General features: G+C 48.2%; 12 protein-coding genes. 9 read left to right on the top strand and 3 right to left on the bottom strand.

The features are described from left to right. Window positions 1–16: 16 nt before the first annotated feature. A complete protein-coding gene (gene mprF / locus MHI15_RS12560) occupies window positions 17–2,683 on the top strand; it encodes a bifunctional lysylphosphatidylglycerol flippase/synthetase MprF (RefSeq protein WP_340394721.1) in 2,667 nt (888 codons plus the stop codon). A gap of 48 nt (window positions 2,684–2,731) precedes the next feature. Here the strand turns inward: mprF and MHI15_RS12555 are convergent, their stop codons facing one another. After that, complete coding sequence (locus MHI15_RS12555) at window positions 2,732–4,204, bottom strand: alpha-amylase (protein ID WP_076307550.1); 1,473 nt, start codon at window positions 4,202–4,204, stop codon at window positions 2,732–2,734. Between the two features lie 141 nt (window positions 4,205–4,345). Continuing rightward, entirely contained in the window at window positions 4,346–5,938 is a 1,593-nt protein-coding gene (locus tag MHI15_RS12550; protein WP_076124039.1) for a histidine kinase N-terminal 7TM domain-containing diguanylate cyclase, read from the bottom strand. A 281-nt stretch (window positions 5,939–6,219) separates the two neighbouring features. Here MHI15_RS12550 and MHI15_RS12545 point away from each other — a divergent pair, with 281 nt between their 5' ends. The 6 genes from MHI15_RS12545 (at window position 6,220) to MHI15_RS12520 (ending at window position 12,929) form a co-directional block, all read left to right on the top strand. Continuing rightward, window positions 6,220–7,002, top strand: a complete 783-nt coding sequence (locus MHI15_RS12545; protein ID WP_036682061.1) for an ABC transporter ATP-binding protein — start codon at window positions 6,220–6,222, stop codon at window positions 7,000–7,002. Between the two features lie 2 nt (window positions 7,003–7,004). Continuing rightward, the gene (locus MHI15_RS12540; RefSeq protein WP_051491222.1) at window positions 7,005–7,817 is read left to right on the top strand and encodes an ABC transporter permease; all 813 of its coding nucleotides are present in this window, start codon (window positions 7,005–7,007) and stop codon (window positions 7,815–7,817) included. After that, on the top strand, window positions 7,817–8,734 hold the full coding sequence (locus MHI15_RS12535) for an ABC transporter permease (RefSeq protein WP_081391780.1): 918 nt from the start codon (window positions 7,817–7,819) through the stop codon (window positions 8,732–8,734). Before MHI15_RS12540 ends, MHI15_RS12535 begins: the two co-directional genes overlap by 1 nt. A 136-nt stretch (window positions 8,735–8,870) precedes the next feature. After that, window positions 8,871–9,971 carry an ABC transporter substrate-binding protein gene (locus MHI15_RS12530; protein ID WP_076124036.1) on the top strand — a complete coding sequence of 367 codons (1,101 nt, stop codon included), beginning with the start codon at window positions 8,871–8,873 and terminating at the stop codon, window positions 9,969–9,971. A gap of 104 nt (window positions 9,972–10,075) precedes the next feature. Further along, window positions 10,076–11,539: a CoA-acylating methylmalonate-semialdehyde dehydrogenase gene (locus tag MHI15_RS12525; RefSeq protein ID WP_341164463.1), complete on the top strand. Its 1,464-nt coding sequence runs from the start codon at window positions 10,076–10,078 to the stop codon at window positions 11,537–11,539. A gap of 31 nt (window positions 11,540–11,570) precedes the next feature. After that, the gene (locus MHI15_RS12520) at window positions 11,571–12,929 is read left to right on the top strand and encodes an aspartate aminotransferase family protein (protein ID WP_339188834.1); all 1,359 of its coding nucleotides are present in this window, start codon (window positions 11,571–11,573) and stop codon (window positions 12,927–12,929) included. Here the strand turns inward: MHI15_RS12520 and MHI15_RS12515 are convergent. Then, complete coding sequence (locus MHI15_RS12515; RefSeq protein WP_076181983.1) at window positions 12,904–14,592, bottom strand: PucR family transcriptional regulator; 1,689 nt, start codon at window positions 14,590–14,592, stop codon at window positions 12,904–12,906. The two genes, MHI15_RS12520 and MHI15_RS12515, sit on opposite strands and share 26 nt — an antisense overlap. A gap of 318 nt (window positions 14,593–14,910) precedes the next feature. Here MHI15_RS12515 and MHI15_RS12510 point away from each other — a divergent pair, with 318 nt between their 5' ends. Both MHI15_RS12510 and preA read left to right on the top strand, forming a co-directional pair. Beyond that, window positions 14,911–16,302, top strand: coding sequence for an NAD(P)-dependent oxidoreductase (locus tag MHI15_RS12510; protein ID WP_341164462.1), 1,392 nt, complete (start codon window positions 14,911–14,913; stop codon window positions 16,300–16,302). A 44-nt stretch (window positions 16,303–16,346) separates the two neighbouring features. Then, the gene (gene preA / locus MHI15_RS12505) at window positions 16,347–17,636 is read left to right on the top strand and encodes an NAD-dependent dihydropyrimidine dehydrogenase subunit PreA (RefSeq protein ID WP_076099706.1); all 1,290 of its coding nucleotides are present in this window, start codon (window positions 16,347–16,349) and stop codon (window positions 17,634–17,636) included. The last annotated feature ends 2 nt before the right edge of the window (window positions 17,637–17,638 follow it).

The raw sequence follows: 17,638 nt of genomic DNA, 5'->3' as shown, positions 1-17,638 counted from the left end.
AAAGGCAGGTGGGCTCATGCATTCAAAGCAACAGACATTAGAAAGATTCAAAATTGTAAGACTGATCTTATCTATCTATCGGATCCGGGCGGTCAGAGCTCTTTTTCCAGTGGCTATCATAGCGTTCGTATACTGGGAGGGGCAACATGAGCTGAAGCAGGTTCATTTAGGACTTATAATGCGTGAACTAAGGCGAGTACCTACGTCTGCTATTTTGCAAATGATTGGTTTTTCACTTCTTTCCGTAGCTGTGATGAGTGCTTATGATTATTTGATTCGGGCACATTTTCGTTTAAAAGTAGGGCTGTGGAGTACCTTTCGGTATGCATGGATTGCTAATACATTTAATAACTTGATTGGGTTTGCAGGTCTGGCTGGAGTTGGTTTAAGGACGCTGCTGTATAAAAAAAGCGGAGTGCCGACCTCCGTGCTAACGCCCGCCATTGTATTTCTTTCGCCGCTTATGATTACCGGGTTATCACTACTTTCATGGGCAAATATCTTTGGTTTACTCCCGGCAACGGCTTTGCTGGAAGAACATCGCTGGCTGGTATTTGCAGTATGGGGTATGGCGCTTTATTTGCCGGTTTTTGTGTTTGTGCAGCGCTCATCGCTTTATGCGAAATGGATTAACCGGGGAAAAGGCAGAACATCATGGCTTACAGTCGTTAACTCCGTCGGTGCTTCCTTTCTGGAATGGAGCTTTGCTGGCGTGACGTTTTGGACCATCAGCAGCCATCTCTTGGATGAGGTCCATTTTATAGCTATCTTTGGTATATTTACGATTGCTGCTATTGCCGGAATCTTGAGTATGGCACCCGGCGGTATCGGTGCATTTGACCTTATCGCCTTGCTCGGGCTGACACAGCTTGGCTACCAGACCGATAAGGCGATGGCGGTGCTTGTCATCTTTCGATTGTTTTATTATGTCATTCCTTGGTTGATTGGATTGGTGCTGGCTGCACTGGAAATTGGTCTGCAAGGAAAAAAGGATCAAGATCGTTCAGTTCCAGGGTTCGAACCCTCTCTTAACAAATGGCAGAAGATCTGGGGCTGGCCGGGTCAGTATACCTTTCTGAGCGATCTTGGGATGTGGGCTCTTGGTAAGCTGGTACTAGCTAGCGGGCTTATTCTCTTACTATCTGCAGCAGTACCCGGATTGCTGTATAGGTTGAAGATTACGGAGGAAATATTGCCGTTTCCGGTAATGCAGCTTTCTCATCATCTGTCTGTACTTATTGGTTTTATGCTGATTTTATTGTCGCGGGGCATTACATTGCGGGTCCATAGTGCATATGTATGGACTAGCATACTTCTGTTTATTGGATCATTGTTTGCAGTCACTAAGGGTTTTGATTATGAAGAGGCGCTTTTGCTACTTATAGTAGCGCTTATTCTTTGGATATCCAGATCGCGGTTTTATCGGATTAGTGCGCCAATCAGCAGACAGAGCGCGATCCGGTGGTTTGCCCTCACTTCAGTAATTGCACTAAGCTACTATCTGATGGGCTGTTATGTACATCGTGGATTTCTGAAGCATCTGCCTCCGGGAGTACAGCCTGAATGGTTGCAGCGATATAGTCATGTTGCATTTACGGCAGTGGGAGGATTGGTCTTGTCTTGGGTACTGCTCATAATGTGGGTAAACCTCAGGCCCCATCATAAGGAGAACGAGCTGTTCGGGACCTTGGATGTAGCTAAGCTGAAACATTTTCTAGATGGAGTTCGAGGCAATACCTTAACTCATACGTTGTTTTTGGGTGATAAGGGCTTCTTCTGGGCTCAGAACGATAAAGTGCTGCTCGCTTTCGCCAGAGTTAGGGATAAACTCGTTGTGCTGGGTGATCCGCTGGGAGAGAGCAGCTTAATAAGTGAAGCCATCAGTGAATTTAGACAAGCTGCAGATCAGTATGGTCTGGTTGTAGTTTTCTATCAAGCTTCACCTGCTTTTTTATCGGTCTATCAGGAGCAGGGCTATCGCTTTTTTAAGCTGGGTGAAGAGGCAGTGATAAGCCTTGATAACTTTGCACTCAGTGATCTGAAGAATGGTGATCTGCAAAGGGTAAGCGATCGTTTTGAACGGGAAGGCATGATTGTTGAAATTACAGAAGCGCCGCATGCTGATAGTTTGCTGAGAGAACTGCGAACGATTTCGGACGAGTGGTTGAATGGCCGAGCGGAAAAGGGTTATTCGTTAGGGTGGTTTAAGGTCGAGTATCTGCAACGGGCTCCCATTGTGGTGCTGCGGAACACCAAAGGTACAATACTGGCATTTGCTTCTATTGCCCCAGGGTATGATCAAGGATTGACCCTGTCCGTAGATTTGTTGCGTCAGCGGAAGAATGTGCCAAACGGGACGGTAGATTATTTATTGGTTTGTATGCTGGAATGGGCGAAGTCCAAGGGGTATCGGCGATTTAATCTAGGCAACACTCCTCTATCATCCAGTGGGGGTCAGGACCCCGGAGCTCTGAAGGAGGAGAAGCTGGCTCATCAAGTGTTTAATAGAGGTGGGCATGGGCATGGTTACGGTTTTGCCAGATTGCGTCGTTACAAGGAAAAGTTCAATCCAGAGTGGGAGCCGCGTTACTTAGCTTATCCAGCGTCCCTAACATTACCCGTCTTAACGCTGGATCTGGTGAGGCTTGTATCCCGCCATCCGGAGCATAAAACGAATAACTAAAAAAAGGTGCCCAACGCCAAACGGCGTTGGGCACCTTTTTAATCAGGTTTACTTCTTGTCAGCTTCTGCATCTGGCAAAGCCCAGACGGAGACGCTGCCGCCATTGACCGGGAAGGTCGCCCAACCATCTTTTTCAATGGTTATGGTGGCTTTATGGTTATGGGTGAAATCCACCCATGCTTCATCGGCGCGATGTTCTCCTACGAACATTCTCTTCTGGCCATTCTCACCATTACTGATCACAACCGCACAACCGGAGTGTTCAATATCCTCCACGCCGAGCCGTGTCCAGCCAATCGTGTTAGGATGATCGAAATAATCCTTCTGTTCACCATAAGCTTTGTGATAGCGGGTATACAGCAGAGGGTCAATCGCATCTTTTTTACCTGCTACAGGTGTTGGTCCTTCGATCCCATAATAATCCCCGTAAAAGACCACAGGATATCCATCCCGTCGCAGCAGGATAAGCGCGTAAGCACTTTGCTTGAACCAATCATCTACCCAGGATTCCAGGGCTTCGTGAGGCTGAGAATCATGATTGTCAACGAAGGTTACAGCATTGGTGGGATGGGTCTGCACCAGTGTGTCATCAAGAATTTTGGTCAGATCATAGTTTCTGCCCTCCAAAGAAGCTGAATGCAGCTTGTAGTGAAGGGATACATCGAAGAGGTCAATTTTATAATCGACGGTATTCAGAAATTGTCGACAGGACTCTAAGTCGGAATTCCAGAATTCACCGACGATATAGAAATCCTTCTCGCATTTATTAAACATCTCTACCGCGAATTCTTTAACAAACTCATGGTTGATATGTTTGATGGCGTCCAAGCGGAAGCCGCTGCAGTGGAGGGTATCCACCAGCCATTTTCCCCATTGGATCATTTCTTTTTTGACTTCCGGATGGCTGTAATCAATATTAGCGAACATTAGATAATCATAGTTTCCGAACTCGTCGTCAACATTCTGATTCCACGCTTTATTCTCGCCTACTATACGGAATACGCCGGTTCGCTCTTCTTTGGCGTCAAAGTCAGTGCCGTTAAAATGATTGTGATTCCACTTAAAGGCAGAGTGTTCATTCCCGCGGCCAGGGAAGGTGAATTTTGTCCAGCCCTCAATCTCGAAAGGTTTCGAAATTTCTTTCATCCGATCATTGGGGTCGACCTCGATGACTTGGAATACTTCCTTTTCATCCGCGCCAGCCTTATGATTCATCACCAAATCAACGTAAACGGCGATGCCATTCTTTTGACATTCCGAAATTGCGTTGATCAGTGCTTGTTTGGTGCCATATTTGGTGCGTACCGTACCTTTTTGGTCATATTCGCCCAGATCGTATAGATCATACACGCCATAGCCTGTATCTTCAGCGGAGACGGCCTTTGTCACAGGAGGTACCCAAACAGAATCAATGCCTACGGCTTTTAGCGCGGGTGCAGTTTCTTTTAAGCGATCCCAGTGTTTCCCGTCCGCAGCAACATGCCATTCAAAAAACTGCATCATTGTATGGTTCCTCATTATTTCTTACGCCTCCATATCCCATCAAGCAAATTTTACTCTCAACACTCTGATTAGTTTTTCAGATAACTCTTATTAAACTTAAAAACAGACTATGAAAAATAAGGCCAGTTGTTGAATGCGCAGGAAGGGACATGATTGTCATTAAACAGGCTTGAAAAGAATGATTTCTGACCTTTGGGAGAGATGCACAGCGTTGCGTCCATTCCGTTTGGAGCTATAGAGAGCATGGTCGGCTTCAGATAGCAGTTCTTCTAGAGTGGCCTCTGGATTTAGGGCCTCCACAACTCCAAAGCTTGCGGTCACATTAATGGGCCCGATGACGGTATATAAGGTGCTTTGTTCAATATCCGCGCGGATAGTTTCGCAGAGCAATGCTGCTTGCTTCAGTGACGTCTCTGGCAGACAGATCACAAATTCCTCACCACCATAACGGCCAAAGAGATCTCCCTCCCGCAGATGTCTGCTGCACACCTGGACAATATGCTGTAGAGCTTGATCTCCATATTGATGCCCATAGCGGTCATTAATGCTCTTGAAGAAGTCCACATCCAGCAAAATCATAGATAATGAGCTTCGCAGGCTGGCAGCCCGGGCAAGCAATGCTTGACTCAGCTCCAAAAAATAGGAGCGGTTATAGATACCCGTTAGGCTGTCCATCGTAGCCAATTGACGCAGCTTCTCCTGAAGCAGTATTCGTTCAGTCACGTCAATCAGCATGATCATCTGTCCTGCTATGTGCCCTTCTTGTTTCTGTACCGGAGAGGAGCGGATTTGATAATAGCAGATCTCCTCTGCTTTGTTCCAAGCCACTTCCCGTTCTTCGCGCAACAGTGGCTCGGCATCCATCACATAGGACAAGGCATCTTTGCCTGCGTTAAGAAACAATTGTGCTAGCGGTTTGCCAATCGATGAGGAGTTGAGCCCCTCTATCATATCCGCGGCTGCACGATTGTAATCGACGAGCATGTCCGAGCGGTCGGTGACAAGTACTCCCTCCCGCATGCTCTCGAACAGATTCTCACGAGCAATAGGTGCAGCCGTTAACATGCCCCGGGATAAAATAGCCCAAATATATAGGGAGGAGGTTAGGCTCATAATGATCGGGACGGGATCCATTCCGTAAGGAGTCAAGCCTATCAGATACAAAAAAGCGCCGAGGGTTGGAAGGCTTAACCCGATTATTATTGTGATGATCTGCCTGCGGTATACCCTTTTCATCCGGTTCCACTGCCATATCATGAGGCAAATGGCTGCCAGCAGACAGCCGAAAGTAAAGCTGCCGTGAACGATATACCAAGGTCCCATCACAACATCAACGAGTGGGGTGGGCGTATTTTCCCGTAAATAAATGGATTTATAGAAGAGATGATGGTAATCATTGGTCCAGACCAGCAGCGTTGTAATGAATGGAATGATAAATAACGCCGCCCGTATGCCTTTTTTAAACAGCGTCTCCAGCCCAACGAAATGGATCACCATGATTAGACTAGCCGGCGCAATAAAGGGCATCCCCAGATATTCTAACTTAATCCAGAAGCTGATTTCCTCCAGAGTTTTCCCCGATAATTCTAATGCGAAACCGAAGGTGTAAATAGCAGAGGTAAAGGAGCTTATAACAAAAGCCCTGATTCCTAAGAAATCAGTTTTTTTATAATAGGCGAAAAGGGCTAGTAAGACACTCAGCACACCTGATATAGCAACAATTACAATATAATTCGAGATTATAGATCCCATGGGTCTATTGTCACCTACCGAGGAAAGATATGGATAAATATTACCACATATCTGCGGATATAAAAAAAATACTTCGGGTTTGTGGTCAAAAAAATGTCTCCTAGACAAAATGACGCAATTTAACAGGAGCTATTTTACTAATTGTCTAGTGAGAGTCCAGTGAGCAGCGTGTAACATGTTAGTTAATACTACACGCAACAGAAGTTTTCTTTATTTTATCTAAATAGCGTCAGTTTATATAACATTATAAACATGGCTTATTTTGAAAAGGGGGGCTGAGGATGTCATCACTAGCGACAAATATTCCTGAGATTCAGCTGGAGAATGTTGAAATGCGTTATCGGACAGAAGCTGCGGAAGTGCTTGCCCTGCATCAGGTGAGTCTTGATATTGCAAAAGGGGAGTTCGTCTCCCTGCTCGGACCTTCCGGATGTGGCAAAACGACGCTGCTTAGACTGATGGCCGATCTCATAGCACCAACAGGCGGGAACATTGTGGTAGCTGGGAAAAGTGCCAGAGAAGCCAGGCTGGCGCAAAAATATGGCATTGTTTTTCAAAGTCCAGTGTTATACGACTGGCGAAAAGTGAAGCATAACATCACATTGCCACTGGAGCTGATGGGGGTAAAGAAGTCAATCCGTGAGGAAAAGGCGATGGAGCTTCTTGATCTGGTGGGGCTGCAGAGCTTTGCGGATAAATATCCGTGGCAGCTCAGCGGCGGGATGCAGCAGCGTGTAGCGATTGCCAGAGCGCTATCGATGGAGCCGGAAATTCTGCTCATGGATGAGCCGTTCTCTGCGCTGGATGAATTTACGCGTGAGCGATTGAATGAAGAGTTATTGTCTGTCTGGAGTAAAGTGCAGAACACAATTGTCTTTGTAACTCATAGTATTCCTGAATCTATATTCCTCTCTGACCGGGTGTTTGTCCTTTCCCCGCATCCAGGTCGCTTGTCCGCTGTGGTCGAAATTCCTCTGCCACGTCCGCGAACGGCGGAAATGAGAAATAGCCCAGAGTTTTTCGAACTGATCGCACGTATTCGCGACAGCTTCGAAGGGGTGTAGTGATGAAAGGGGGCAGTATCTTTGTGCGAGGCCGTCTGCTGCCGTTGTTCGTCTGGATTTTTGGCCTGCTGCTAGTCTGGGAAGGGACTTCCTGGATGCTGCTCCATGTGGTGGAGACGCCGTTAGCACAGTCCAAGCTGCCATATGTTCATGAGGTGTTAGCTACCTTATGGCAGTATGGAGGCACGCTCTTGAAGGAAGGGGCTGCGACCTTCGGTAATGCTGGTGTTGGCTTCCTGATTGGAGCGGTAGCTGGTGCCTCATTGGCGGTGCTGATGAGTTTGTCGAAGACAATAGAGCAATTAACTTTTCCTTATGCTATTGCCTCGCAGATGATTCCGATTCTGGGGTTGGCACCCATCATCTACGGGATTGTGCGCGATGAGCAGACCTCGCGGATTATTATTTCGGGATATATCACCTTTTTCCCGGTGGCTCTGAACATGCTGCGCGGCTTGCGGAGTGTAGATCCATCAGCGCTCGAATTGATGCATTCTTACGCGGCGAAACCTTGGGCGGTCTATTGGAAACTCAGATTCCCGGCGGCTTTGCCGGGTTTGTTCGGTGGGCTTAAGATAGCTGCCCCACTTGCTGTGACTGGAGCTATTCTGGTGGAGCTTATGGGTGCCCAGCATGGCATTGGTGTAATTATGCTGCGCAATCTCTATTATGGAAGCTCTCACACCTATATGTTCTGGTCTACGGTGATTGTGGGTGCCTTGCTGGGAATCGTAAGCTACTGGTTAATCAGTCTGATAGAACGCCTGGTAACGCCTTGGCAGCCTGAATATCGTCCGAAAGGAGGCAGCCGCTAATGGAAACTAACTCCGTTCGGGAGACCACGTTTATAGGCTCTACTGGTAAAGAAATGGCTCAGCCGGCGCTAACGGCTACACCAAAGAATGCTGTAGCCGTTCCGAAACCTGCGGAAGCTACGGCGAGTCGCGGCGGCTCACGGATGCTGAAGAGGATATTTAGCGCAGGGGTGCTGCTGCCTGTACTGGCAGGTCTGTTATTTCTTGCACTATGGGAATTTCAATTTTTTCATAAGATCTTTGATCTGAAAAAATATCAACTCCCGCTGCCTACAGCCATCGCCGAAACCATGCGAGATAATTTCAGCTTGTTGCTGTCCTATACCGGATACACTCTTGCTGAAGCTGTGCTGGGAATGTTGGCTGGTTCTGCTATCGGCTTCCTGATCGCTTTAGTCGCGACAGCTTGGCCGCGCTGGGGGAGTGGAAGCTTGACGCTGGTTGCCGCCCTAAATGCTGTGCCTATCGTCGCCCTCGCGCCCATCATGAATTTGTGGTTTGGAGATGGGATAGGCTCACGAATTGCCATAGTAACAGCAACTACAATGGCAGCGATGGCGATCAACGCCTATAAAGGTATGGCGGCGATTGATCCATTGGCGCTGGATCTGATGCATTCCTATGCGGCAGGTAAACCGGCAGTGTTCCGTTATCTGCGGATTCAGAGCAGTCTGCCCTATGTATTTACAGCACTCAAGATTAATGCTACTGCCAGTATGATTGGCGCCATTGTTGGGGAATTCTTTTTCTCCTCAAAAGGGCTTGGATATCTGCTCTCCAATTCCATTAAAGTTGCCAAAATGCCACTGGGTTGGTCCTGTATTGTGTTGGCTGCAATTGCAGGCGTGCTCTTCTATTTAGTGGTTGAGCGGCTGGAGAAAGTATTCATTAAGTGGCATCCTTCGCAGCGTACTTAATCTTCCCCTCATTACATCCGGCCATAGTGGGAATGGAAAAGAGAAACCGCCCACGGCTGTATGCATAAACGCACCACGATGATTGTCCATACTGTGCTTGTTACAAACTTAAATTACGATAGGGGGAGTTCGATTGATGAACGGGAAAAAACGCAAATTTCGTGGTGGTTTGTTGGCAATCGTGATGATGTTGAGTGTTTCTTTAATGGCGGGTTGCGGTGGCAACAATAATAACTCGGCAGCTGAAGCTACGACTGCCCCTGAAGCTTCAGCAGCTCCTGACGCAAGTGCTGCTACTGAACCGGCTGCTGATCCAGTTACAGTGAAGCTACAGCTGAAATGGGTGCCGCAGGCACAATTCGCTGGGTATTTTGTGGCGCAGGATAAAGGATATTACAAGGAAGAAGGCTTGGATGTAGAAATTCTGCCGGGTGGGCCTGATATCGTTCCGGAACAGCAAGTGGCAGGTGGCTCCGCAGATATCGGTGTGGGTTGGGTAGCCAGCTTGCTGCCGAGTCTTGAAGAGGGAATGCCGCTGGTGCAGATCGCGCAAATCTATCAAAAGAGCGGGTTGGTCCTGGTCTCCAAAAAAACTGCTGGCATTAACTCAGCCGCTGATCTTAAGGGTAAAAAAGTCGGCAACTGGATGGGTGGCAACGAATTTGAACTATTAGCGTTATTCGATAAATATAAGTTCGATCCGAATAAGGACCTAAGCTTTACGAAGCAAGGGTTCACGATGGATCAGTTCTTGGGCGATCAGATCGATGCGGCCTCAGCGATGACTTATAACGAGTACCAAGTGGTGTTGGAGTCAGGTATTAAGGCTGAGGATCTGAACGTCATCGACATGAATACAGAAGGCGTTGCGATGCTTGAGGATAACTTGTTCGCGAATAAGGAATGGCTTGCGGAGAATAAAGAGACTGCAGCAAAGTTTGTACGTGCCTCCCTGAAGGGCTGGAAAGATGCAATTGCTGATCCTGCAACTGCCGTGGACAGTGTGATGAAGCAAGCGGAAGACGGCAGTACGACGAAGGAACATCAGCTGACAATGATGACTGAGGTTGCCAAGCTGATTCTGCCTGAAGGCTTTGACAGTGCCAAGATGGGATATACCGATGCGGCGGCGTTCCAGCAAACCGCTGATATTTCGCTTAAATTTGGTGTCATTAAAGAACCGGTTAAGGTAGATGAGGCTTATACGAACGAAATCGTAGAAATGGCGGCAAAATAACTAACTGAGCTTAATGTTATAGTGGATGGCCGCCTGATCTGGCGGTCATCTATTATAATCAGCAGTCCATCAGTGCATCTGAAACAGAGAAAGAGGTGCGAGCTATGTCTCTCCTAGTAACGCAGGCTGAAAGAGTTAAGAATTATGTGAATGGAGCTTGGGTAGAATCGTCGTCCGGGCGAGATGAAGAGGTTTATAATCCGGCGACAGGTGAAGTGATTGCTTATGTGCCCATTTCTAGTAAGGAAGAGCTGGGTGCAGCGGTAGAAGCGGCTGCGGCGGCATTTCAAGCGTGGAAAAGGGTCGCTGTGCCGCGTCGTGCCCGCTACTTTTTTCAATATCAACAGCTGCTGGTAAAGCATTGGCATGAGCTGGCCGAGCTGATTACGCTGGAGAATGGCAAAAGTCTGGAAGAGGCGCAAGGTGAGGTGCAGCGTGGAATTGAGTGTGTGGAATTTGCCGCAGGCATCCCCACGTTGATGATGGGCAGTCAGCTTCCGGACATTGCTACCGGTATTGAATCCGGGATGTACCGTTATCCATTGGGGGTTATCGGGGGGATTGCCCCGTTTAATTTTCCGATGATGGTTCCTTGTTGGATGTTTCCGCTTGCCATCGCTTGTGGAAATACCTTTGTGCTGAAGCCTTCTGAACGGACGCCGCTGCTGGTTAATCGACTGGCAGAGTTATTTGCCGAAGCGGGCTTTCCTCCAGGTGTACTGAATGTGATACATGGGGCGCACGAGGTTGTGAATGGGCTGCTGGAGCATGATGAAGTGAAGGCGATTTCGTTCGTGGGTTCGCAGCCGGTTGCGGAATATGTATATAAGACAGGGACAGCGCAGGGAAAACGGGTGCAGGCGCTAGCTGGAGCCAAGAATCACTCGATTGTGCTGCCTGATGCGGAGCTGGACAATGCGGTCAAAAATATCATTGCGGCTTCCTTTGGTTCGGCAGGTGAGCGTTGTATGGCGTGCTCGGTTGTGGTGGTTCATGAGGATATCGCTGACGAGCTAGTGGGTCGTCTGGCTGCGGCTGCGGATGAGCTTAAGATTGGTAATGGCGCGGATGACGGGGTGTTTTTGGGTCCGGTAATTCGCCAGTCGAATAAGGAGCGGACGCTTTATTACATTGAGACTGGTGAAGCTGAGGCAGCCAAGCTTGTGAGAGATGGGCGGAAGGATGCGGCTACGGGTGGTGCGGGTTATTTTATCGGGCCGACGATATTTGATCATGTGCAGCCGGGAATGACCCTCTGGAAGGATGAAATTTTTGCGCCGGTATTGTCTGTGATTCGTGTAAAAAGTCTGAGTGAAGCGATTGCGGTAACGAATCAATCCCCATTCGCGAATGGGGCGTGTATTTATACAGATAGCGCAAAGGCGATCCGTGAATTTCGGGAAGAAATTGATGCAGGGATGTTGGGTGTGAATCTGGGTGTGCCTGCCCCCATGGCATTTTTCCCCTTCTCGGGTTATAAGAAATCGTTCTATGGAGACCTGCATGCCAATGGCCGTGATGGGGTGGAGTTCTATACGCGTAAAAAGATGATCACTGCCCGTTATTAGAGAAAATGAACTGCTGAGAGGAGAAAATGTTATGCAGATTCTGGGGAACGATAGTGAGCTTGCGGTGAAGAAGGATCAGGAATATTTATGGCACAACATTACGCCTTATAGTGAAAAGAATCCGCCTATGATTGCCGCCTCGGCAAGTGGGTCGTGGATTACGGATATACAGGGCAATCGATTTTTGGACGGGATGTCTGGCCTGTGGTGTGTAAATGTGGGATACGGGCGAAAGGAGCTGGCGGAAGCTGCTTACAATCAATTGCTGACCCTGCCATATTTTCCTCTGACACAAAGTCATCTCCCGGCGATTGCGCTGGCGGAGAAGCTGAATGAGTGGCTCGGAGACGATTATGTGATCTTTTTTTCCAATAGTGGATCGGAAGCCAATGAGGCTGCTTTCAAAATGGCCCGCCAGTACCAGCAGCAAATCGGCCAGCATTATCGCCATAAATTCATTGCCCGTTATCGTGGGTACCATGGCAGTTCACTTGGGGCATTATCTGCAACGGGCCAGGCCCAGCGCAAATATAAATATGAACCGTTGGCGGGTGGTTTTCTGCATGTAGCTCCCCCGGACAGCTATCGCCGCCCGGCTGGGATGACTGTGGAAGAATTCAATCTCCAGTGTGCACAGTCCATAGAGGATATGATCATCTGGGAAGGCGTGGAGACGGTAGCTGCGGTGATTATGGAGCCTGTAATTACGGGTGGTGGCGTCATTGTACCGCATCAGGTTTATTTGGATCGGGTGCAGGAAATCTGCCGTAAGCACGGTGTGTTGCTCATTATGGATGAGGTGATTTGTGGATTCGGACGTTCTGGACGTAAGTTTGGTCATCACAACTTTAATGTGAAGCCTGACATCGTAACGATGGCTAAAGGACTGACTAGCGCTTATCTTCCTCTATCTGCCACTGCTGTTCGTAAGGATATCTATGAGGTATTTAAGGACAATAGCGATGACTATGGGCATTTTCGCCATGTGAATACTTTTGGTGGTAACCCTGCTTCCTGTGCGCTGGCGCTGCGTAATCTGGAGATTATCGAGCAGGAGAAGCTGGTGGAACGTGCGGATCTTTTAGGTAAAAGAATAAATACAGAATTTACTGAGCTGCTTGATCACAAGCTTGTAGGTGATGTCCGCAGCTTTGGTTTGGTGACAGGGATTGAGCTGGTTGAAGACAAGGTCAGTAAGAAACCGGTTGATCTGAATATTGTGAAGGGGATTATTGCCGAATGTAAGTCCAAGGGGCTTATCATCGGTAAAAATGGCGATACCGTAGCTGGGTTCAACAACGTGCTTACCTTCGCCCCGCCGTTATCCTCCACGGATGAAGATATAGAATTTATTATCGATACCTTTAAATCTGTGCTGAACGGGGGCTAGGTAAAGTGATTTTGTCTGGATATAGAAATTGGTAAGCGCGCAGGGCGACTTGAATGGAGATCCGATTCTCTGGCTGCATGAAGTCTTCACCCAGTAGCTCTGTTATTTTGTCCAGGCGATAATAAAGGGACTGTCTGACAATGAATAGGTTTCGAGCGGCAATTTGTTTGGAACCATCATGATCCAGATAAACACGAAGGGTAAGCAGCAGCTCGCTGCCTTTGGTTTGGTCGTGGTCGATTAGCGGGCCGAGATAACTGCGAATGAAGTTCTGCAACGTTTTTCCGTCATTTAAGCTCAACAGCAGCTGGAATACACCCAGCTCTTCATAGAAGAGTAGTGACTTCTGGTAACAGGAGTATAACGACAATGCCTGTAGGGCTTCCTGATAACCGGAATAGGCCCGTTTTAGGCGCTTATGCGATTTGCTGACTCCAATGACGAGCTGCAAATCCTTGAGCTTCTCATCGGAGCGGATGTTCTGCAGGGCTTCAAGTGCTTGTTGAAGTCGCATTTTTCCAGGCATTTTCGATTGGATATCGAGGGCGATGACGGTGAGGCGATTGTTCTTAAGGGTGATCAGCGGACGTAAAGAATATTTCTCAAAGATGGAACGCAGGATGAGCGAAAGGTGGAAGGTAATGGACTCCCATTCGTTCTCTGAGCTGTTCCATTTTACATCTCTGGGGTTCTTGATCTCTATAAGGCATACACGGTAAGGGAGCTCGTTGACCACGTTGAAATTGGAGCCGATCAGGCCCTTTAAGCGGTTATCATCTTCGATGCGGCCATTGATCAGCTCGTCGACCCATAGATTTTCTGAAAAAAGCTTACGCTCCTCCATATACCGCGTCCGCAGCAGCTCTTGTGCAATGGACAAAGAGGCGGAATCCAGCAGCAGACAGTCGAACTCCTGTGGTTTGTGATTGCATACCATCAGAATGTAAGCCCAGGTCTGATCCAGCGCACCTACAGGCTTGAGCGCGATGGTCTTCTGTCCATATTCCCGGATATAGGGGGCAACGTCAGGTTGAATTCCTTCCAGCTCGTCGCCGAAGGCGGTGAAAAAATTCAGCAATGGAGCCTGCTCTTCCGGCGGAAGTGCCGGGAAAAATAAGGGTTTGCCTTGCAGCTGCATATAGACTATTTGTGTGCGGGTACTTTTGCACAATAATTGCAGCACTTTCAGCGTTCCTTGTGAAGTTAAGGTCAGGCGGTGGAATTCACGTGAGATTTTTTCAAGTTCTTGGAGCATCCGGTGATGCCGGTTAATGATAATCGAGTGAAGATCCAACGTGATATCTACGAAACGAACCGTGCGGGTGAAGATGATTAGCGGAAAGTCATGCCTGTCGGCTAAGTCGATCATCTCTTGCGGGATGGTGCTGAAATACGTACCTAACTCAATACATAGGCAAGCTGCATTTTTGTCGATCAGGTTCTGCATAAACTCCAAGGAGGAAGGGAGATCGACACTTGCACCAATCCCCGTAGTCAAAATCATTTCTTCGCCATGAATCAGAGTCTCGAAGTTGGCACTTTCCAGTACATGCACCCAGCGAATGGCACGGCTTAGGCCGCTTTTCCCGCCGATCACCTCGGCTTCTGCGAATAGTGGTCTTTTTAAAGCGTCACGAATGGTTAATACAAGCTCCCAGTCCATAGTTACTCCCCCTCGATCTTCTGCGCTCTGGCCTTCGGCTAACGCCCTGTTATTCTCAGCCTATTCTCACACGTAAAAAATACAGTTTTGAAATTAGACAAAGTGTCTAATGCAACGAAAATTCGAAATGACTATAGTTTGATTAACGGATGTCAGTATATATAACCTAATTAGGAAGGGCGTTGAGAGATAATTTCTGTTAATGCTTATATTACTACAATAAATTAAAGATGTAAGCAAAATATTCAGACAAAACTTGAAATAATGTTATATTATATAACACAAATATGAAAAATTACCCATAAGGAGGGACTAGTGATGGAGCATTCATCTCCGTTAACAGCATTTACACCTGATATGTTCATGCGCAATTTCGCCGAGGCTGAGCCGGCTCTGACCCATAAGGGTGCCCTGGATGAGTCCAATCGCTGTCTATATTGCTACGATGCCCCCTGTATAAAAGCATGTCCGACCAGCATTAATATTCCCTCCTTTATCAAACGGATCGCTACTGACAATTTGAAAGGCTCGGCACAGACGATTATGGATTCCAATCCTGTGGGTGCCAGCTGTGCTCGTGTTTGTCCTACAGATGAGCTGTGTGAAGGAGCTTGTGTGTTAAATGATGCCTCGGCGCCGATCCAAATCGGACTGCTGCAGCGTTATGCAACAGATTGGGCGATGAACAGCGGAGTTCAATTATTTAAGGCTGGCACCCCTAATGGGAAAAAGGTAGCCGTAATCGGTGGTGGTCCTGCGGGATTGTCTGCGGCTAGGGAGCTCGCCCGTGAAGGTTTTGCTGTTGTGATCTACGAAGCAAAGGCGTTAGCGGGTGGGCTGGATACACATGGGATTGTATCGTTTCGGCTCCCGCAGTCTGTATCTCTTTGGGAAGTAGAGCAGGTAGAGAAGCTGGGTGTGGAAATACGTACAGGTGTAAAAGTCGGAGTGGATGTTTCTGTAGATGAGCTGAAGTCGAATTATGATGCTATCGTTTTGGCAGCGGGTATGGGATATGTGCCTCCAATAGGGATTGAAGGTGAAAAAATGGCTGGAGTTTATGACGCTATTGCGCTTGTAGAATCTACTAAGACGGGCATTCCTCTGCTAGAGCTGATGGGTCAGCGGGTCGCTGTCATTGGGGCAGGGAATACGGCTATTGATGCAGCGACTTGCTCAGTGCGGCTGGGAGCCACCAATGTGAAAATGGTCTACCGCCGGACCCGCGAAGAGATGACGGCATATGACTTTGAATATGAATTCGCGAAGCAGGAAGGTGTGGAGTTCAGCTGGCTTACCTTGCCGAAACGTATCGTGGGTGATGAGCTTGGGAATGTAACCGCACTGGAATGTGTGCAGATGAAGCTGACGGAGGAGCTGGGCAAAGATGGGCGTCCAATACCTATGCTGATCGAGGGTTCTGAGTTCTTGATTCCTGTAGATGCGGTTGTAATAGCTATTGGTCAAAAGCGTCGTCTGGATCTAATAGATTCCTTAGGTCTTATGCATGACCGTGGGGTTGTTAAGGTGGATGAGGTCACCTGCCAAACCTCCGATCCACAGATTTATGCCGCTGGGGACATTATTTTTGGTTCAGGTAAGGGTGAGGCCATGGTTGTGTCAGCGGCACAGCAGGGAAAAGATGCAGCCCATGCGATTGTTAAACAATTCTCAGGCCAGCAGGAGGTCGTTGTTAGATCAGCGGGCTGAGCGTAGAAATCAAATTGGATTTTACATGACAGGGAGGGAACATCATGGCAGATTTAAGTATTAATCTCGCAGGAATCAAATCACCGAATCCGTTCTGGCTGGCCTCCGCGCCGCCTACGAATACAGGTTATCAAGTGCAGCGGGCCTTTGAAGCAGGTTGGGGCGGGGCGGTGTGGAAGACGCTCGGCGATCCGATCATTAATACCTCATCGCGTTTTGCGGCAGTAAATTTCAATGGGCAACGGGTTGCGGGCTTTAACAATATTGAACTGATCACCGACCGTCCGCTTGAAGTTAATCTGAAGGAAATCTATGAAACGAAAAAAAGATTCCCGAATCATGCGATTATAGCCTCCCTGATGGTAGAACCAACGCAGCATAAATGGCATGAGATTGTTAAGCGGGTAGAGGATGTGGGTGTAGACGGCCTGGAGCTTAACTTTGGTTGTCCGCACGGGATGGCTGAGCGTGGAATGGGCGCTGCTTCGGGGCAGCAGCCTGATCTGGTGCAGGCACAGACCACCTGGGTAAAAGAAGTTGCAACGACCCCGGTGATTGTGAAGCTGACGCCTAATATTACGGATATCACCGTCGTTGCCCGCCATGCGGTTAAGGGTGGAGCAGACGCGATTAGTATGATCAACACGATCAACAGTCTTGCTGGTGTAGATATTCATAGCTGGAACACAATTCCGAATGTTGGGGGTCAGGGTGCGCATGGCGGTTACTGCGGGCCGGCCGTGAAACCAATTGCGCTTAGTATGGTGGCTGAGTGTGCCCGTGACCGGGGAGTAGGCATTCCTATCTCCGGTATTGGAGGGATTTCCACCTGGCAGGATGTTGTTGAATTCATGCTGATGGGTGCTACGGGCATTCAAGTATGTACAGCGGTCATGCATCATGGCTTCCGGATTGTGGAGGAAATGATCGATGGCCTGAACAACTATTTGGATGACAAAGGCTTGGCTTCTGTAACAGAGTTAATCGGTAAATCGGTATCCCGGTACTCCAACTGGGGTGATCTGGATCTCAACTATAAGGTTGTTGCCCGTATTAATGAGAACAACTGCATCAACTGTAATAAATGCCATATTGCCTGCGAAGATGCTTCACATCAGTGTATTGATATGTTAACTAATGCAGATGGGAAAGCTATTCTACAGGTCCGCGAGGAAGATTGTGTAGGTTGTAATCTTTGTTCAATTGTCTGTCCAGCAGACGGCGCGATCGATATGGTTCCAGTGGATACCGGGGCAGCTCCACTGACCTGGAACCAGCGGCAGAAAGTGATCGGAAGTTTGAATGGCACCTATTCGGAAGTGGAGGTGGTGTAAGG

Source organism: Paenibacillus sp. FSL H7-0918 (assembly GCF_038007025.1).
GTDB lineage: Bacteria > Bacillota > Bacilli > Paenibacillales > Paenibacillaceae > Paenibacillus_AQ > Paenibacillus_AQ odorifer.
The sequence above is the reverse complement of the archived record's forward strand: the minus strand, read 5'-3'. Positions and strand labels throughout refer to the sequence as shown.